Here is a 16,374-nt window from a genome sequence, read left to right on the forward strand (position 1 = left end):
GGGCATCGTCCGCCCAGGCCCGCGAAGGCAACAGGGCCAGCGGAACCGAGGTCAGACCGAGCGAGATGGCGGCGGCGAGAACTCGTCTCGCCGCGGTCGGCGCATGCCGCAACGCAGGCACAGGTCTTCGGGGTGGCACGGGCGGGTCTCCTCATCGGATGAGCGGTTCATCGGACACACGATCGGACACGAGGGTCGACTGCCAGGGTGCCGACGGCCACGGGCCGGTCGGCGTCGGCAGCACTGTCGAACCACTCGCATGCCTGTGCGAACCACCCGCCCGGAGCAGCTGTCCCGTACGAGTGCTCCACCTCTCGAAGGGGTGAGCCGATGTGGGTCTTTCGCCGCCGTCGCCGAGGCTGTTCCCGAACGCCACTTCGCCTTCTTCGAAGTCCTTGCGGGACAACGCGGGTTCCCGGCTGATGTGCAGGGGACATGCCCCTGTTGGCCAGGTGCCGAGAGTGCCCATGGGGTCGGTTCGGCCGGTCCTGGCGATTCCCGCAGCTCGCTGATGTAGCAGATCCATAGCTGCTTCATCACTTATATGTGTGTCCGTCGTGGAGGACTGGGTCTTCGGCTGGGTGGTCTCGCGTGGTGCGTCCGATCCCGTCGCACGGCCGTGGGGCGCAGCACTGCTGCGCCCCTCCTTGGCGTTCTGCCGGTCAAGTGGATGAGGCGCGGCGGTCAGTGGGGAGGACCGGCTTGTCCGGCCAGCCATGACCCAGGGGCAGCCGGCCCGCGCGGTGCGCGTCGCGTTGTTCGGTCACCCACCGCTGTACTTGGCCAACGGACTTCGCGACGGGCCGGCCGGTGGTGTCGAGCGGGTGGGTGCACCATCGTGGATCCTCGGCGGTCCACCCCGTCCAGCGGTGCCAGACCATGTCCGACCAACTGCCGTTCGTGACGACATCCGGCCGATGGCGGGGGTCGTGGGCATGCCCGCGGTGCCAGGCGGCCCAGCCGAGGAAGGCATCGACAGCGGCGACGTCCCATCGGCCGGCGTCACGTATGACGAGCCGGTCGCGCCGGACGTCGTCGGCGACGTCGATCAGACACACCGCGATCCCGTCCAGCAGCGGCGCGGAGGGAGCGGCCAGGACTTCACCCACGTGCTCCCCAGCGCCGTTCATACTCCCCAGATTCTCCCCAGGGAACGGCCCCGTGCGGGGTCGGTGGGGCGTGCTGGAGAAGCTGCTGCGGTCGGTCGGCTCGTCGCGTTCGCCCGCGTGGGCACCGACCTGGCCGACCGAGCGGTCACCGCTTCGGCACCGCTCGACGGTCTCGGAATGGGACTCCGGTGCGAACGAGCGAGGAGGACGCGGCTTCTTCATCCCCACGCTCTCCATGGTGGACATCCTTCCGGGGCCGAGCAGCCCCTGATCTCGGAGGTCCCGTCACAGCGGATCAAGCCCACTCCGGCGTGGGCGGCTCTAGCGGACGGACTTGATGCGGGTGGTGATGGCGAAGCCACCGAGAAAGGTGAAGGCGGCGGCGATCAGGTACAGGAGGGTGTAGTTCTTGCCGCCGCAGGTGCCGATCAGGAGGAGCATCGGGGCGACCAGAGGGGCCAGCCCCTGGGCGAGGGTGGTGGAGAAGCCGTAGATGCCCGCGTAGCGGCCGGCGCTGGTCTGCCGCTCGGGGAGCACGTCGAGCATGACGGCCTGGTCGACGGTGGCGAACATGCCCAGACCGAGGTTGCCCAGCACCGCTCCGGCGATGATCACGGGCAGTGTGGGGGCCAGGGCCATGGTGACCGCGCCGGTGGCGAACACGCAGGCGCCGATCAGCACGAAGACGCGACGGCGACGCAGCCTGTCCGACAGGAACCCGCCGCCGATCGCGCCGAGCATGGTGGCCACGACCCCGGCGCCGCCCAGGACTGCGACGATGCTTGAGACGTCCTTGACGCTCACGCCCGTACGGGCGGCCAGGAAGAAGGCGGTGAACGTCGAGGTCAGGGTGAGCCCGAACATGAACAGGAACTTGCCGAGCCAGTTCCAGGCGAAGTCGGGGCTCCGGCGCGGGTCGAACACGTAAGAGGCGGTCAGAGTACGGAGATCGAGTCGTCCCTCCGGCAGCGGCATGCCGCGGCTGTCCGGTTCGTGCACGAAGCGGACGAAGAAGAACATGGACACGGCTCCCACCGCTCCGGGCACGAGGAACATCAGCAGGCTGCTGCCCGACAGGGCACCGGCGAGGAGTGCTCCGCTGACGGGGGCGAGTTGCTGGACGACACCGGTCAGCGCGGCCACCTTGCCACGCTGTTCCTCGGACAGACGGTCGGCCTGGGAGGCCGTCAGCAACGCGAGGACGGTGCCCCAGCCGACCTGCGCCAGCATCCAGCCGAGCGCGAGGCCGAGGACGCCGGAGGCCAGAGCCATCACCAGCAGGGCGACGAGTCCGACGAAGGTTCCGGCGATCAGCAGCGGGCGCCGACGGCCGAGCCGGCTGCGGGTGCGGTCGCTGAGCACACCGAACAGCGGGGCCGTCAGGATGGCGGTGAGCCCGCCCGCGCCGGTGATGTAGCCGAGGAACTCCTCGTGCCCGGGGGCCAGCTGGTCGACCCGGATCGCCAGGGAGATCGCCATCGGGGTGACGATGGCCATGAACACACCGAAGACGGCGAGGACCATGAGCCGGACGTAGGAGTCTTCCGCCTGTCGGGGGTGGCCGGAACCCGCCGTCCCAGTGTCGGCGGGGCCGGTGAGGAGCGGTCCGTCGGTCGGCGGTTGCGGGGGAGGGAGCAGTGCCATGGAGACCTCGTGTTCGGCAGACCGCACGCGGGCGTACGTACGGACAGGGAGGAGGGGACGGGGGAGGCCGAGCGGGGGACGGGGATCGGTCTGGGGACGGGGAGATCACCGGGAAGTCGGGGTGTCCTCGATCGTGATCGTGGTGTCGTGCTCCACGAGGCGTCGCACGACTGCCCGTTCGTCGGGAGTGTTGTTGGGCTGGTGCAGGGTGAGGGCCAGGGACCCGTCAGTGAGCCGGAAGACCATTCCGTGGCCGCCGTCCGCCGGCCACAGGGCGTGCTCGTCCTGCGTCCAGGGCCCGGTGATCCGCCCGGAGGCGGAGTGGGCGAGGCCCATCGCGTAGCCCTGCTCACCGTGACTGGACCAGAGCATGACGAGGTGGCCGCTGCCGAGGCGGAAGAGGAACGGCCCGTCCGTGACGTAGGCGGGGAACCGCTCCGACACCCCGGGCAAGGGGCGGGTCCAGGGGGCGTCGGACGCGTTGAAGAGGAAGACGGGCGTTCCGGTGGCGTACCGCAGGTCCTTGCTGAGGGGTTGCGCGAAGATCGCCCCGTCGTGGATCTGGGTCCACTCGTGGCAGTACACGATCCAGGGCGTCCCCGACGCGTCGACGTGCAGGGTGCCGTCGAGGCACTGCCACTTGCGCGGTGTGACGGCTCCCTCGCTCCAGGGGACGAACGGGCCCTGGAGCGTGTCGCCCACGAGGATCTGCGTGCCGCGGTAGCCGTCCGGAGCGGTGAACGTGGCGAACATGTACCAGCGGCCGCGGTACTCGTGGACCTCGGGCGCCCAGAAGGAGCCCTCGCTCCAGAACCCGGCGGGTGGCCGGAAGGCGGCGAACGGGCCTTCCCAGTGCAGGAGGTCGGTGCTGCGGTAGGTGTTGAACCCGATGCCGGGCCCGTCCCAGATGTCGGGGTCCGTGCTGCCGTAGAGGTGGTAGGCGGAGGTGGTCCGGTCGTGCAGGACGAACGGGTCACGGATCTGGATCTGGTCGAGCGTGAGGCCGTGTCGTACGGGTCCCGGGGTGTCGGTTCTGCCGGCCGTGGACGGTTCGTCCCCGGTGACGAGCCGCCCGCCGTTCACCGCGCGGACCAGACCGTCCACCAGCGGCTGCGAGATCTTTCCCTGACTGAGGCCGACGAGCCGGTTCAGGGAGAACACCCGGGCCGGGCCGAGCTGGGAGACGTCCTGGCCGAGCCGGGTGAGCAGTTCCCGGATCAGGGGGCCGCCCATGGGGTCCTCCAGCCAGTCGCCCAGGGTGCTTCGGCCGGTCAGTGCTGTGTTCACGCGTGGTTCCTTGTCATGGGGTGCGGATACGCCCGGCTCACGGCCACGGGGTGAAGCCCTCGTGCTGTACCGTCCAGCCCTCCGCCGGGAAGCCCGGACACTCGCCGTCCGTTCCGTCCCAGCCGGCCGCCATGAGGGAGACGGCCGTGAGGAGGGAGCCGTTGGAGGGGAGGTAGACCGGCAGGAGGCTGCCGATCTGGGGGGTGTGACCGGTGGGGAGGTAGTGGTTCTTCGGGGTCCGCATGAGCAGGGCGTCCACGGCGAGATCGGGGCGGCCGACGCGGGTCGCGGTCATCGCCATGGCGGGGAAGTCCCAGCCCCAGGCGCTGTTCCACTCCCAGTTGTCCAGGACGTCCTGGAGCGTCGCGGTCATGACCGCCGGGTCGACGAGCGGGGTCTCCGGGACGAAACCGAGGGCGCACAGCAGCGCGGGGTGGTCGTCACGGCGCAGATACGGCTCGGTGGCGACGGCCGTGTACACACCGTCGCGCCGGTGGGGGAGGGCCAGTCCGTCCTGGACGCGCTGCCACTGCTTGTCCCGCTCGCGTCCGGCTCGCTCGCGCCAGCGCTGGGCGATCTCCAACCCCCACCACCAGTAAGCGAGTTCGAAGGTCGGGTCCTCGGTGGTCGTCGCGTCGTAGAACTCCTGGGCGGGGACCAGCGGCGCCGGCAGGTGATAAGTGCCGTCGCGTTCCTCGACGAAGGAGGCCATGAACGCGGCCGTGTCCTCGACGAGTTCGGCGAAACGCGTCACCAGATCGCTCTCGGGGCGGGCGCGGTGCAGCAGTTCGAGGAGATAGAGGGGGTGGGGCTGCTGCCAGAGCAGGAACACCCCGATGTCCGAGGGGCTTTCGCGGCCGTCGGGGCCGGTCTGCTTGGGCCAGCGTGCCCCGTCGTAGTGCTGGCGGCGGGCGGTGACGCGGGCCTCGGGGAGGATGGACAGGTACCAGTCGAGGCTGCGTTCGAGGAGTTCGGGGCGGCCCCAGGCGGCGAAGTGGGCCGCGTGCCACCAGTGCATCTCCAGGTGGTGCTTGCCGTGCCAGGAGTTGGTGATCAGCCCGGTCTCCTGGGGTGGCAGGGTACCGGAGCAGTTGACCGCCGTGAGGTACTGCGAGAGCACCACCCGTCGCTCCAGCTCGGCGGCCCGCGGATCGGTGCTGCCGGTGAGGTCGATCGCGGCGCCGGAGGTCCAGAAGTCCTCCCACCATGCGGCCGAGGCCGCCGCGAGAGAGGTGAAGTCGCCTTCGATGGACGGGACTTTGCCGTCGGGGGAGAAGGATGCGATGAGTTCGAGCGTGTCCGAGTCCGTGGTCAGCAGGTATTCGTGCGGGTTCTCCGTCGGTCGTACGACACCGGTCGGCCAGGCGAGCCGGACGGTGTACGTGGTGTCGTCGAGGGTCCGGCGCAGGACGCACCCCGTGTCGGTGACCTGGTCGAGGTCGGTGCGGTGGCGCTCCGGCGAGGTCCAGTCGCTCGTCTGGAAGAATCCGTCACTCGCGTAGGGGAAGCGGATCACCACCCCGGCCAGGCCGTCGGCGAGCAGTTCGGACTCGATCCGGAAGGCGACACGGGCCCGGTGCGGGTCGGTGACGGTGGTGACCGCCGTCTCGTGGTCGGCGTAGGTGAAGCGGCTGCTGATCGTCCCGGTCCACAGGTCGAGGCACTGTTCGGTGTCCCGCAGGGCCTCGGGCCCGGTCTCGGGCTCGGCGTCGGGCGCGGGGCGCAGCAGGAGGCCGATACGGCCGAGGTCGAGGCGTTGCGGGTTGGCGCTGAGCCAGGCTCCGGGGCGCATCTCCTCGGGCAGATCGCCGCCCATCATGGCGGCGATCCCGAACTTGTCGGGGTAACTCACCTTTCCTCGGGCCGTGTTGTGCTCGGACATGGCGTCCGGAAGGGTGTGGCCCTCGGGGTTGGGCATGGCGTGCCAGCCCCAGGTGCTCATGGTCGCGGTGTTCACGGCGAGCCGGCGTTCCGCCATCGCGGCGCTCTGGTCGTGGTGCGCCGGGAACGACTGCATGCCGGTGAGGTCGCACGAGTAGGCGAAGTCGCCGTTGCCGACGGTGAGAACGTGGGCGGGGTCCGGCTCGGTCAGCCGGACTGTGTGCCGGCGGACCAGCGATTTCCTGTCGATCAACGGTGTTCCTTATTCGACGGTGATGATGGCTTCATTCGACGGTGAGGATGGCTTCGATCGGCTCGCAGCCCGGGGCGGTGGCCAGGACGCGGATCTTCCCGGTGCCGGTGGGCCGCACGACGGCCAGCACGCGGCCTTCGTAGGTGTGCCGTTCGGTCGCGTCGAAGCGTTCCTCCGACGCGGGGGCGGCACTGCCGAAGCCGAGCAGTTCCCCGGCGCCGGAGACCTCGACGGAGACCGGGCGGTCGGCGGCGGTGTGGACGGTGCCCCGCGTGTCGGTCAGGGTCAGGGTGACGTAGGCGAGGTCGCCGCCGGTCGCCCGGATGACCGGGCGGTCGGCCTCGGCGGTCAGTCGCACGGGACCGTTGGCCCACCGGAGGCTGGTGCGGCCGGTCTCGACGCCGTTCTGGTAGGCGACGGCGACCAGCTCCCCGGGGACGTACACGACCTCGAACTCGGTGCGGAAGCGGTGCTCCGCGCCGACGGGCCGTCGCCCGAACGAGTTTCCGTTGCCGAGGAGTTCGACCTCGTCGGCGTCGGAGTACACCTCGACGGTGATCGGCTTTCCCTCCCAGCCCGGCCAGGTCCAGCTCGCGAGGGAGTCACTCCACGCCCAGGGGCCGCCGATGGGGGTCAGGCCGTGGTTCTCGGGGCGTCGGACGGCGATGTAGGGCTCGGTGCGCAGTCCGAAGACGATCTCGCGGTAGTAGGAGGCGGGGCGCCGGTGGCCGGTGATGTCGATGTCGCCGCAGCCCGCGAGGAGCTGGGGGAAGGGGGCGGTGTGTTCGGGGCGGGGGTTCTCGGGTGTGGCGAACTGGGGGCGGCCGATGCCCACTTCGCCGATGTAGTCCCAGCCGGTCCAGGTGAAGTCGCCGATGACGTGCCCGTGTTCCCGCACCAGCTTCCAGTTGCCGTCGATGCGGGTGGGGAAGGTCTCGGTGCCCAGGATGATCCGGTTCGGGAACAGTTCACGGTCGAGGGCGTAGCGGGCCTCGGCGTAGTTCATGCCGGCGACGTCCAGGACGGCGAAGGACTCGGCGGTGCGCCGGGTGACGAGGTCGGAGGCGCTGACGTAGTTGATCATGTCGCCCGCGTCGGCCATCCGGGAGTTGATTCCCCCGCCCGCCGCGGAGTCCTGGGTCTGCTGTGCACGCAGGGCGGCCAGCTCGGACATCACGGCGAGGAAGCCGTTGACGGCGTTGGTGACATAGCGGGTGGAGTCGAGGGAACGGACCTTCTCGGCGAGTCTGCGTCCCCATGCGGCGCCGACCGCCGACCCGGTCTCGGGGATCTCGTTGCCGATCGAGTACATGATGACGCTGGGGTGGTTGTAGTCCTTGGCGACCATCGCCTCGACGTCGCGTTCCCACCACTCGGGGAAGTGCAGGCTGTAGTCGAAGCCGTTCTTGGCCGAGGTCCACACGTCGAAGGTCTCGTCGACGACGAGCATGCCGAGGCGGTCGCAGGCGTCGAGCATGGCCCTGCTCATCGGGTGGTGGGACATGCGGATCGCGTTGAATCCGGCGTCCTTCAGGAGCTGCACCCGCCGCTCCTCCGCGCGGGCGTAAGTGGCCGTGCCCAGTGGGCCGTTGTCGTGGTGCACGCAGGCACCGCGCAGCTTGACCGTACGGCCGTTGAGCCGCAGCCCCCGCTCGGGGTCGAGGCGGAGCGAGCGGATGCCGAACCCCACGCTGTCGCTGTCCACCGGGTTGCCTTCGGAACTCAACGCGACGTGACAGCCGTACAGATGGGGGTTGCCCACGTCCCACAGGCGCGCCTCGCGCACGTACAGACGGGAACGGACGACGGCGTCCTCGCCGGGCAGCACGGTGACCTTGGTGACGTCGCCGGCCAGGGTGTTCCCCGAGGCGTCGCGCAGGTTCACCGCGACGTCGAGGGTACGGATCGCGATCGAGTCGTTGCGCACCCGGGTGGCGACCTCGACCACCGCCCGCGCGCCCTCGACGTCGAGCGTGGTGACGCGGATGCCGTCCGGGACGATGCGCACCAGGCCGCCGGTGAGCATCCGGACGGGACGGTAGATGCCGGCGCCGGTGTACCAGCGGGAGTCCTGGTGGGCGCGGGCCTCGACGCGGATCTCGTTGTCGGCGCCATAGCGCAGGAAGGGGTCCGCGTCGACGATGAACTGCGAGTAGCCGTAGGGGCGTTGACCGGCGTAGTCGCCGTTGATGTGGACGGTGGCATCCCGGTAGACGCCCTCGAACTCGAACTGGACGCGCTTGCCGCGCAGGTCCTCCGGGACGAAGAACGCCTTGCGGTACTCGAAGACGCCACTGGGGAAGTAGGCGCCCGCACCTCCCTCCATGGTCACCTCGCCGTCCGGCGCGACCCGGTCCTGGCCGATCATCGCGTCGTGCGGGAGGGTGACCGGCTGGAACGGGGCCACGGGGCCGGACAGTTCGGCGAACGGGTTCACCTTGCGCCGGGTCTGCCAGTCGTCGTTGAAGGAGGTGCGGATCATTGCCTGCCTTTGGTGTGTTCGGGAGAGGGGAGGTTCAGGCCGCCTGGCCCGCTTCGACCGCGTGGCCTTCTTCGGCCGCGTCGATGCGGCGGGCCTTGGGGATGAGCGCCACCAGCACGGCACCGAGGGCGCACGCTCCGGCGACCAGCAGGAAGCCGTTCGTGAAGCCGCCGTCCAGATAGAACTGGGTGCCCTTCATGACCGCGCCGTCCTGGGCCATCACCGTGAAGACGAGCTGGCTGACGATCACCTGGATCACGCTCTGTATCAGCCACTGGGAGCCGTTGGCGAGGGCCTGCTCCTCGGGTGCCACCGACTCGATGACCATGATCGGCAGCACGGAGACCACCAGGCCCATGCCCGGACCGGAGATCACGCCCAGGAGGACGAAGTGCCAGATCTCCGTGTGGAGTTGGGAGGCGACGGCGTATCCGGCGGTGGTCAGGGCGCCGCCGACGGCGAGCAGGACGCGGGTGTCGACGCGACGGGTGAGCCGTCCGGCGAGGACCGCGGTCACGATCACCAGGACGCTGATCGGTGACTGGACCGTGGCGCTCTTGGTGACGGACCACCCCAGGCCGTCGGAGACCGTCGGGATGGCGGGCATGAGGGTCAGGAGCATGGTGACGGTGCCGACGGCGAAGGTGGCGCCGGCGCCCACCGAGGTGGCCAGGAAGACGGTCCAGACCCGGCGGCGCCTGATCAGCGGCAGCGGGAGCAGCGGGTCGGCGGCGCGGGACTCGTAGGGGAGGAACAGCAGCACCGCGAGGGCGCCGACCCCGATCCAGGTCAGGGTCCTGCCGCTGGTCCAGCCCCAGGCGGAGCCCTCGCCGATGCCGTAGACGATCGCGCTGAGCCCGCCGCCGAGCAGCACTCCGCCGATCCAGTCCATCCGGCGGGCCGCTTCCCGGACCGGGCTCTCGGGCACGCACAGCAGCTGGAGCAGCAGGCACACGGTGGTGGAGGCGACGATGAACCACAGGGCGCCGCGGAAGCCGTGGTGGTCGATCAGCCAGGCCGACAGGAACGGCCCGCCGAGCCCCACCAGGCCGATGCTGGCGGCCAGCACGCCGCTGGCCGTGCCGACCAGGCGCCGCGGGAAGATGTCGCGGGCCAGGGCGTAGGCGATGAACACCGTGGCCCCGTAGGCGCCGGCGAGGACGCGTCCGGCGAGCAGTGTCGAATAGTCGGTGGCGAAGGCGGCGATCGCGTCGCCGAGCAGGCCGACGGCGGTGGCGACGACCAGGACGCGCTTCTTGCCGTACATCGCGGCGGCCTTCATGGCGAACGGCGTCAGGAACGTGCCCAGCAGCGCGCCCCCGAGGGTGAACCAGGCGATCTGGGTCGTACGGAAGTGGACGGCCACCTCGGCCTGCGAGTTGCCGGAGAGCAGTCCCGCGATGGGGTTCAGTGCGACGGTCCACAGCAGGGCGACGAGCGCGAGGAGATGCCGGGAGGAGAAGCCTGTGTTCTCGGCCTGTGTGGTGCCGGGGGCGGTCTCGGTGGAGGACATGAGGTGCCTTTCGCGGCTCTTTGAAACGTTTCAGTCGGGTCGTGACGACTCGCTGTCCATGGGGAGTGGGGAAGGGGGTGCGGCATTCGATCACTTTGGGTTAGTGATGCGCGTCAGTGACGCGCGAAAGTAGAAAACATCAGTGCGTCCGCGGCGGCAAGATGCCGGAAGGTAACGAGCTGATAACGCCGGTTGCTGTCGGGCCGGTGTCAGGAGGAGAGGCGCTGGACCAGTCGCAGACTGGCACCCGGTCCGCCCAGGACCATGCGCCGGCCGGTCAGACCGGCCGCCACGGCCTCGGCCCGCTGGGCACCCGCCTCCCGGAGGTCGAAGTAGACCGTGGAGAGCGGGGGCGCCGCGAAGCGGGCCATGGGGATGTCGTCGGCCCCGACGATCGCGAGGTCGTCGGGCGCGGTCAGCTCCAGTTGGCGCATGGCGGCGAGCAGGGCGATGGCGTGCTCGTCGTTGAACGCGCACACCCCGGTGACCTCCGCGTCCTGCCACCGCCTCACCACACGGGCCAGCGGGGCGATCTCCAGGTCGGCGGCGCCGAGCGCGAGCGGGGGCGCGATACCCGCGTCCGCGCATGCCTCGGCCACCCCCTGGAGGCGTTCCTCGCCCATGCGGCGGAACCGCGCGGGCGAGGGCAGCAGATAGCCGATCCGGCGGTGACCACGGCCGATCAGATGCTCGGCCTGCATGCGGCCCAGCGGGGGCATGGCGGACAGATGGGCGTCGGTCGGCGGCAGCACGACCCGCACCCCGAGTCCGTGCAGGGCCTCGACGGTCGCCTCGTCGAAGCCCTCGAAACCGAGTACCGCCGAGGCGCCCACCGTGGCGCACACGTCCGGCAGGGGCCGGCCGCGCTCGGCCTCCAGGTGGGTGACCAGGGTCAGGCCGTGCTCCGCGAGGGCGACGGTCAGCTCCTCCACGAAGCGGCTGATGCTCGGGCCGATGGGCAGATCGGGAATGGACAGCAGCACGATGTCGCTGCGGCCGGCGGCCAGCGCGCGGGCGGAGGCGTGCGGCCGGTACCGGAGACGTTCGGCGGCGGCCAGGACGCGTTTCCTGGTCTCCTCCGGGATCGTCTGCCCGGGCCGGTTGTTGAGCACGTAGCTGACGGTCGTGCGCGAGACGCCGGCCGCCTCGGCGACATCGGCGCTGGTGATCCGTTTCGCGGGGCGTGTCATGACCCTCTGATCCGTCCGAACCGTCGGCACGCCGGCGCGCGTGTCCCGCCCCTCGCGCACAGCCCGCCACCTGCCGAGGTGTCGGCAGGCACCCCGATGATACGCGTCCCGCGACTCCGTCACTGACGCGCATCAGTCCATGCGGCTCACGGGCGGCAGACGACACGGGTGCGTTCCATCAGGCGTTCCAGCGTCTCGTCCAGGGCGTCGCCCTCGACCAGGCCCACGACCCTCTTCATCGGTACGTCCCGCACCGCCTGGAGCAGCTCCGGCCGGTCGCCCAACTGGGAGCCCTGGTCCTCGGGGAGAGCGGCGGTCAGCTCCTGGAGGAGGGTGGAGCCGACGACGGGGTGGGCGATCCACTCACCGAAGGTGGACTCCAGGGTCAGCTCCTGGGCCACGGCGTCTCCGGCGAGGGAGACGGCCGCCTCCGCGATCACTGTGGCCGCGTTCTCGCCGATCTGGACGAGGTACTCGCCCGGCGCGACCGCCCAGCCGCCGTCCTGGACGTCGTAGCGGACGTCGTAGTGGGCGAAGGCACGGCGGCCGAGGTCGAAGCCGATCGTCCGCGACTCGCCGGGCGCGAGGCGGACCTTGGCGAAGGCGCGCAGCTCGCGCGCGGGCCGCCGCACCGGTCCCGCCTCGGTGGCCACGTAGACCTGGACGACGTGCTTGCCCGCGCGGGCGCCGGTGTTGGTGACGGTGAGCGAGACGCGGGCCGAGTCGACGCCGGTGCTCTCCACGGCCAGGTCGCCGACCGCGAAAGTGGTGTAGGACAGGCCGTGCCCGAACGGGTAGCGCACGGGTGCGCCCGTCGTCCCGTACCAGCGGTAGCCCACCATGACGCCCTCTCCGTAACGGACATGGCCCTGCTCGCCGGGGAAGTTCACGAAGCTCGGGTTGTCCTCCAGGCGCAGCGGAATCGTCTCCGCGAGGCGGCCCGACGGGTTGGCCTTGCCGAACAGCAGGTCGGCGATCGCGTGCCCGCCGCCCTGCCCGAGCAGAAACCCTTCCAGGATCGCGTCGACCTCGTCGTGCCAGCCCTCCAGCGAGACGATCCCGCCGTTGGACAGCACCACGACCGTACGTGCCGCCTCGGCGGCGACGGCACGGATCAGTTCGACCTGTACGGCCGGGAGGAACAGGTCGTCCCGGTCGAACCCCTCGGACTCCGCGCTCTCCGCAAGCCCGGCGAAGACGACGGCCACGTCCGCGGAACGGGCGGCGGCCACCGCGGCCTCCCGCAGCGCCACGGCGTCACCGGAACCGTCCAGCGTGAAGCCGGGCGCGAACTCCACCGTGCTGCCGTGCGCGGCGGCCGACTCCCGGATCGCGTCCAGGGCGTTGTCGAGCCGGGTCGGGTTGAGGTGCGAGCTGCCACCCGCCTGGTAGCGGGGGGTGGCAGCGAACTCCCCGATGACGGCGATCCGTTGGGCGGATGCCAGGGGGAGGGCGCGGTTCTCGTTCCTCAGCAGGACGGCGCACTCGGCCGCCAGCTCGCGGGCCAGCCGGTGGTGGGCGTCGGCGTCGAACCCGACGAGTTCGTCGGACCCGTCGGACCCGCCGGACCCCTCGGGCTCGCCGGGCTGCTCGGCCGCGAGACCGGCCAGGGCCACAATCCGGCGTACGGCCATGTCGACCACGTATTCGTCCAACTCGCCGTCGCGCACGGCGTCCACGATGCGCCGGGCGTTCTCGGGGGAGGGGCCGGGCATCTCCAGGTCCAGCCCCGCGCGCACGGACGCCACCGGGTCGTGGACCGCGCCCCAGTCGGACACCACCGCTCCGGTGAACCCCCATTCGTCGCGCAGGACCTCGGTCAGCAGCCACCGGTTCTGCGCGGCGTGCACGCCGTTGACCTTGTTGTAGGCGGCCATCACCGTGGCCGGGGCGGCCTCGGCCACGATGTGCTCGAAGGCCGGCAGGTAGATCTCGCGCAGGGTGCGCTCGTCGACGTCGGCGCTGACCCGCATCCGGTCGGTCTCCTGGTTGTTGACCGCGAAGTGCTTCAGCGAGGCGCCCACGCCCTGCTCCTGCTGCCCGCGCACGTGCGCCGCGCCGAGGTGCCCGGACAGCAGCGGGTCCTCGGAGTAGTACTCGAAGTTGCGCCCGCACAGCGGCGAGCGCTTGATGTTCACGCCGGGGCCCAGGACGACGTGCACACCGAGGGCGCGGGCCTCGCGTCCCACCGCCGCTCCGACGCGCGCGGCGACCTCGGGGTCCCAGCTGCTGCCGACAGCCACCGCGGGCGGGAAGCAGGTGGACGGCAGGCTCTCGTAGATCCCCATGTGGTCGAACTCCCCGACCTGGCGGCGGACCCCGTGCGGGCCGTCGGTCAGGACGACCGAGGGGAGGCCGGCGTCCTGCACCGGGCGGGTGGACCAGAAGTCCTGTCCCGACAGCAGTGCGGCTTTCTGCTCCAGGGACAGACGGGACGGGTCGATGTCGGGCATGTGGGTGTCCTTCGGGATCGTGGCGGCGGCTCATCGCTCACTGACGCGCGTCAGTGGCGCGCGTCCGTGGACCCTAACCGGGTGACTGTGGGTGGACAAGAGTGAAGAGCCCGACCGGACCCGGAATCATCCCGGGGCCGTATCCACCGCTCCTCCCGGAGGAGGACAGGGCCGCGTCGGCTCGTGCAGGGACACCAGGCGGGCTCGTGCAGGGACACCAGGCGCGATTGCGGGCAGCCGCACGATGCCCCGGCACCCCCTCTCCCGCCAGGCTGGCCGTCCACCCGAAACCTGACCTGGAGACCCGTTTCCCGTGGCTACCTTGCTCTACCGTCTGGGCCGCACCGCCTTCCGGCGCCGCTGGCTCGTGGTGCTGTTGTGGGCGGTGATCCTCGGCGGCGCCGGGGCCGGCGCCGTCACGGCGCCCGCCTCCTCCGACGACGGCACGTCGTTCATGCCCGGCATCGAGGCGCAGAAGGCGTTCGACCTGATCGGGGAGCGCTTCCCCGGCACCGACGCCAACGGCGCCGACGCGCGGATCGTCTTCGTGGCGCCCGCCGGCGAGAAGGTGACGGCCGCCGGCAACCGGGCCGCCATCGACGCCCTCGTGAGGGAGGCGGCCGACGAGCCGAAGGTCCTGAACGCCGTGAGCCCGTTCAAGGCGGGCGCGGTGAGCGAGGACGGCTCCACCGCCTACGCCACCGTGAACTTCACGGTGAAGGCCGACGACCTCACCGACGCCGACAAGGCCGCCCTGGAGAAGGCCATCGGCGAGGCGCGCACGTCCGGTCTCACGGTCGAGGTCGGCGGCACCGCCCTCGCCGAGCAGCCCGCGGCGGGCGGCAGCGCCGAGGTCATCGGTATCGGTCTCGCCGCGGTGATCCTGCTGATCACGTTCGGCTCCCTCGCGGCCGCCGGTCTGCCCCTGCTCACCGCCGTGCTCGGCGTCGGGACCAGCATGGCCGCGATCACGGCCCTGGGCAGTGTCTTCGGGCTCTCCCTGACCACGGGCACGCTCGCCTCGATGCTCGGACTCGCGGTCGGTATCGACTACGCCCTGTTCGTGGTCTCCCGCTACCGGGAGGAGCGCGCGAACGGCCACGTTCCAGGCGAGGCGGCCGGACTCGCGGTCGGCACCGCCGGCTCCGCGGTGGTCTTCGCCGGGCTGACGGTCGTCATCGCGCTGGCGGGCCTGACCGTGGTCGGCGTTCCGATGCTGACCAAGATGGGTCTGTGCGCGGCGGGCGCGGTGGTCGTCGCCGTGCTGGTGGCCCTCACCCTGGTTCCGGCGCTGCTGGGCATGTGGCCGGACGCGGTGCTGTCCCGCCGTACCCGCAAGGGCGGCCCGGCCCGGCGGGCGACCGACAACGCCGGCTCCCGGTGGGCGCGCTTCGTGATGCGCCGCCCGGTGGCCGTGCTGGTGGCGTGCGTCGCGGGCCTGGGCGTCCTGGCCCTGCCCGCCGCGAGCCTGGAGATGGGCATGCCGGGAGCCGAGTCCAAGCCGGCCTCGTCGACGGAACGGCGTGCCTACGACGCCCTCGCGGACGGCTTCGGCGCGGGCTTCAACGGGCCGCTGACGATCGTCGTGGACGCCAGGGGCGCGGCCGGCACCAAGGCGGCCACGGCGGCCGTGAAGGAGATCGCCAAGGAGATCGGCGCCACCGACGGAGTCGTGTCCGTCTCCTCGGCACGGTTCAACCCGGCCGGTGACACCGCCCTGTTCTCCGCGGTTCCGGCCACCGGCCCGAACGACGAGCACACCAAGGACCTCGTCCGCACCATCCGCTCGGAACGCGCCGCCCTGGAGCGCGCGACGGGGGCGACCTTCGAGGTCACCGGCAGCACCGCGATGAACATCGACATCGCGCAGGCCCTGCAGGCCGCGCTCGTGCCCTACCTGGCCGTCATCGTCGTACTGGCCCTGCTTCTGCTGCTGGTGGTCTTCCGGTCGGTGCTCGTACCGATCAAGGCCGCCTTCGGCTTCCTGCTGTCGGTGCTGGCCGCCCTCGGTTCGGTCGTGGCGGTCTTCCAGTGGGGCTGGGGCGCGGGGCTGCTGGGCGTGGAGCAGGCCGGGCCGATCATGAGCCTGATGCCGATCTTCCTGGTGGGCATCGTGTTCGGCCTGGCCATGGACTACGAGGTGTTCCTCGTCGCCCGTATGCGGGAGGCGTACGTCCACGGTGACCGGGCCCCCGACGCGGTCGTCTCCGGTTTCCGGCACAGTGCCCGGGTGGTCGTCGCCGCGGCGGTCATCATGATCGCGGTGTTCTCCGGGTTCGTCGGTTCCGGCGAGTCGATGGTCAAGACGATCGGCTTCGGGCTCGCCGTGGCGGTGCTGTTCGACGCGTTCGTGGTACGGCTGGCGCTGGTGCCCGCGGTCCTGGCACTGCTCGGCGACAAGGCGTGGTGGCTGCCGGGCTGGCTGGACCGGCTGCTGCCCCGCGTCGACGTGGAGGGGGCGGGACTCGCGACAGCGCCGCCGGTGGCGGGCGGCGAGGCCGTGCCGCAGGAGCCGGTACGGGTCTGACGACCGGAGCGGGTCCGCGTCCGACGGCCGGAGCC

The 16,374-nt window shown here is 71.0% G+C and carries 9 protein-coding genes; 1 reads left to right on the forward strand and 8 read right to left on the reverse strand.

Going from position 1 to position 16,374, the window contains the following annotated elements:
• Positions 1 to 662: 662 nt before the first annotated feature.
• The 8 genes from ACIRR9_RS39735 to ACIRR9_RS39770 all read right to left on the reverse strand — a co-directional run bounded on the left by ACIRR9_RS39735 (position 663) and on the right by ACIRR9_RS39770 (position 13,812).
• Positions 663 to 1,109 carry a hypothetical protein gene (locus tag ACIRR9_RS39735; protein ID WP_403762613.1) on the reverse strand — a complete coding sequence of 149 codons (447 nt, stop codon included), beginning with the start codon at positions 1,107 to 1,109 and terminating at the stop codon, positions 663 to 665.
• 321 nt (positions 1,110 to 1,430) lie between these two features.
• Positions 1,431 to 2,753, reverse strand: coding sequence for an MFS transporter (locus ACIRR9_RS39740; RefSeq protein ID WP_403762616.1), 1,323 nt, complete (start codon positions 2,751 to 2,753; stop codon positions 1,431 to 1,433).
• 105 nt (positions 2,754 to 2,858) lie between these two features.
• Complete coding sequence (locus ACIRR9_RS39745) at positions 2,859 to 4,040, reverse strand: glycoside hydrolase family 43 protein (protein WP_403762619.1); 1,182 nt, start codon at positions 4,038 to 4,040, stop codon at positions 2,859 to 2,861.
• Positions 4,041 to 4,077: 37 nt separating this feature from the next.
• A complete protein-coding gene (locus tag ACIRR9_RS39750) occupies positions 4,078 to 6,174 on the reverse strand; it encodes a hypothetical protein (protein ID WP_403762621.1) in 2,097 nt (698 codons plus the stop codon).
• Between the two features lie 31 nt (positions 6,175 to 6,205).
• Positions 6,206 to 8,656, reverse strand: a complete 2,451-nt coding sequence (locus ACIRR9_RS39755) for a glycoside hydrolase family 2 TIM barrel-domain containing protein (protein WP_403762624.1) — start codon at positions 8,654 to 8,656, stop codon at positions 6,206 to 6,208.
• Between the two features lie 34 nt (positions 8,657 to 8,690).
• Positions 8,691 to 10,169 (reverse strand): MFS transporter, encoded by a 1,479-nt coding sequence (locus tag ACIRR9_RS39760; RefSeq protein WP_403762627.1) that lies wholly within the window; start codon positions 10,167 to 10,169, stop codon positions 8,691 to 8,693.
• Positions 10,170 to 10,378: 209 nt separating this feature from the next.
• A complete protein-coding gene (locus tag ACIRR9_RS39765; protein WP_403762630.1) occupies positions 10,379 to 11,359 on the reverse strand; it encodes a LacI family DNA-binding transcriptional regulator in 981 nt (326 codons plus the stop codon).
• Positions 11,360 to 11,505: 146 nt separating this feature from the next.
• The gene (locus tag ACIRR9_RS39770; RefSeq protein ID WP_403762633.1) at positions 11,506 to 13,812 is read right to left on the reverse strand and encodes a glycoside hydrolase family 3 C-terminal domain-containing protein; all 2,307 of its coding nucleotides are present in this window, start codon (positions 13,810 to 13,812) and stop codon (positions 11,506 to 11,508) included.
• A gap of 313 nt (positions 13,813 to 14,125) precedes the next feature.
• Here ACIRR9_RS39770 and ACIRR9_RS39775 point away from each other — a divergent pair, with 313 nt between their 5' ends.
• Positions 14,126 to 16,339, forward strand: coding sequence for an MMPL family transporter (locus ACIRR9_RS39775; protein ID WP_403762636.1), 2,214 nt, complete (start codon positions 14,126 to 14,128; stop codon positions 16,337 to 16,339).
• The last annotated feature ends 35 nt before the right edge of the window (positions 16,340 to 16,374 follow it).

The organism is Streptomyces sp. NPDC101234 (assembly GCF_044767525.1).
Taxonomy (GTDB): Bacteria; Actinomycetota; Actinomycetes; order Streptomycetales; family Streptomycetaceae; genus Streptomyces; species Streptomyces sasae.

Excerpts from the sequence above, each read along its gene's own strand:
- ACIRR9_RS39740 (WP_403762616.1), bottom strand. The coding sequence starts at position 2,753 with ATGGCACTGCTCCCTCCCCCGCAACCGCCGACCGACGGACCGCTCCTC.
- ACIRR9_RS39755 (WP_403762624.1), bottom strand. The coding sequence starts at position 8,656 with ATGATCCGCACCTCCTTCAACGACGACTGGCAGACCCGGCGCAAGGTG.
- ACIRR9_RS39760 (WP_403762627.1), bottom strand. The coding sequence starts at position 10,169 with ATGTCCTCCACCGAGACCGCCCCCGGCACCACACAGGCCGAGAACACA.
- ACIRR9_RS39765 (WP_403762630.1), bottom strand. The coding sequence starts at position 11,359 with ATGACACGCCCCGCGAAACGGATCACCAGCGCCGATGTCGCCGAGGCG.
- ACIRR9_RS39770 (WP_403762633.1), bottom strand. The coding sequence starts at position 13,812 with ATGCCCGACATCGACCCGTCCCGTCTGTCCCTGGAGCAGAAAGCCGCA.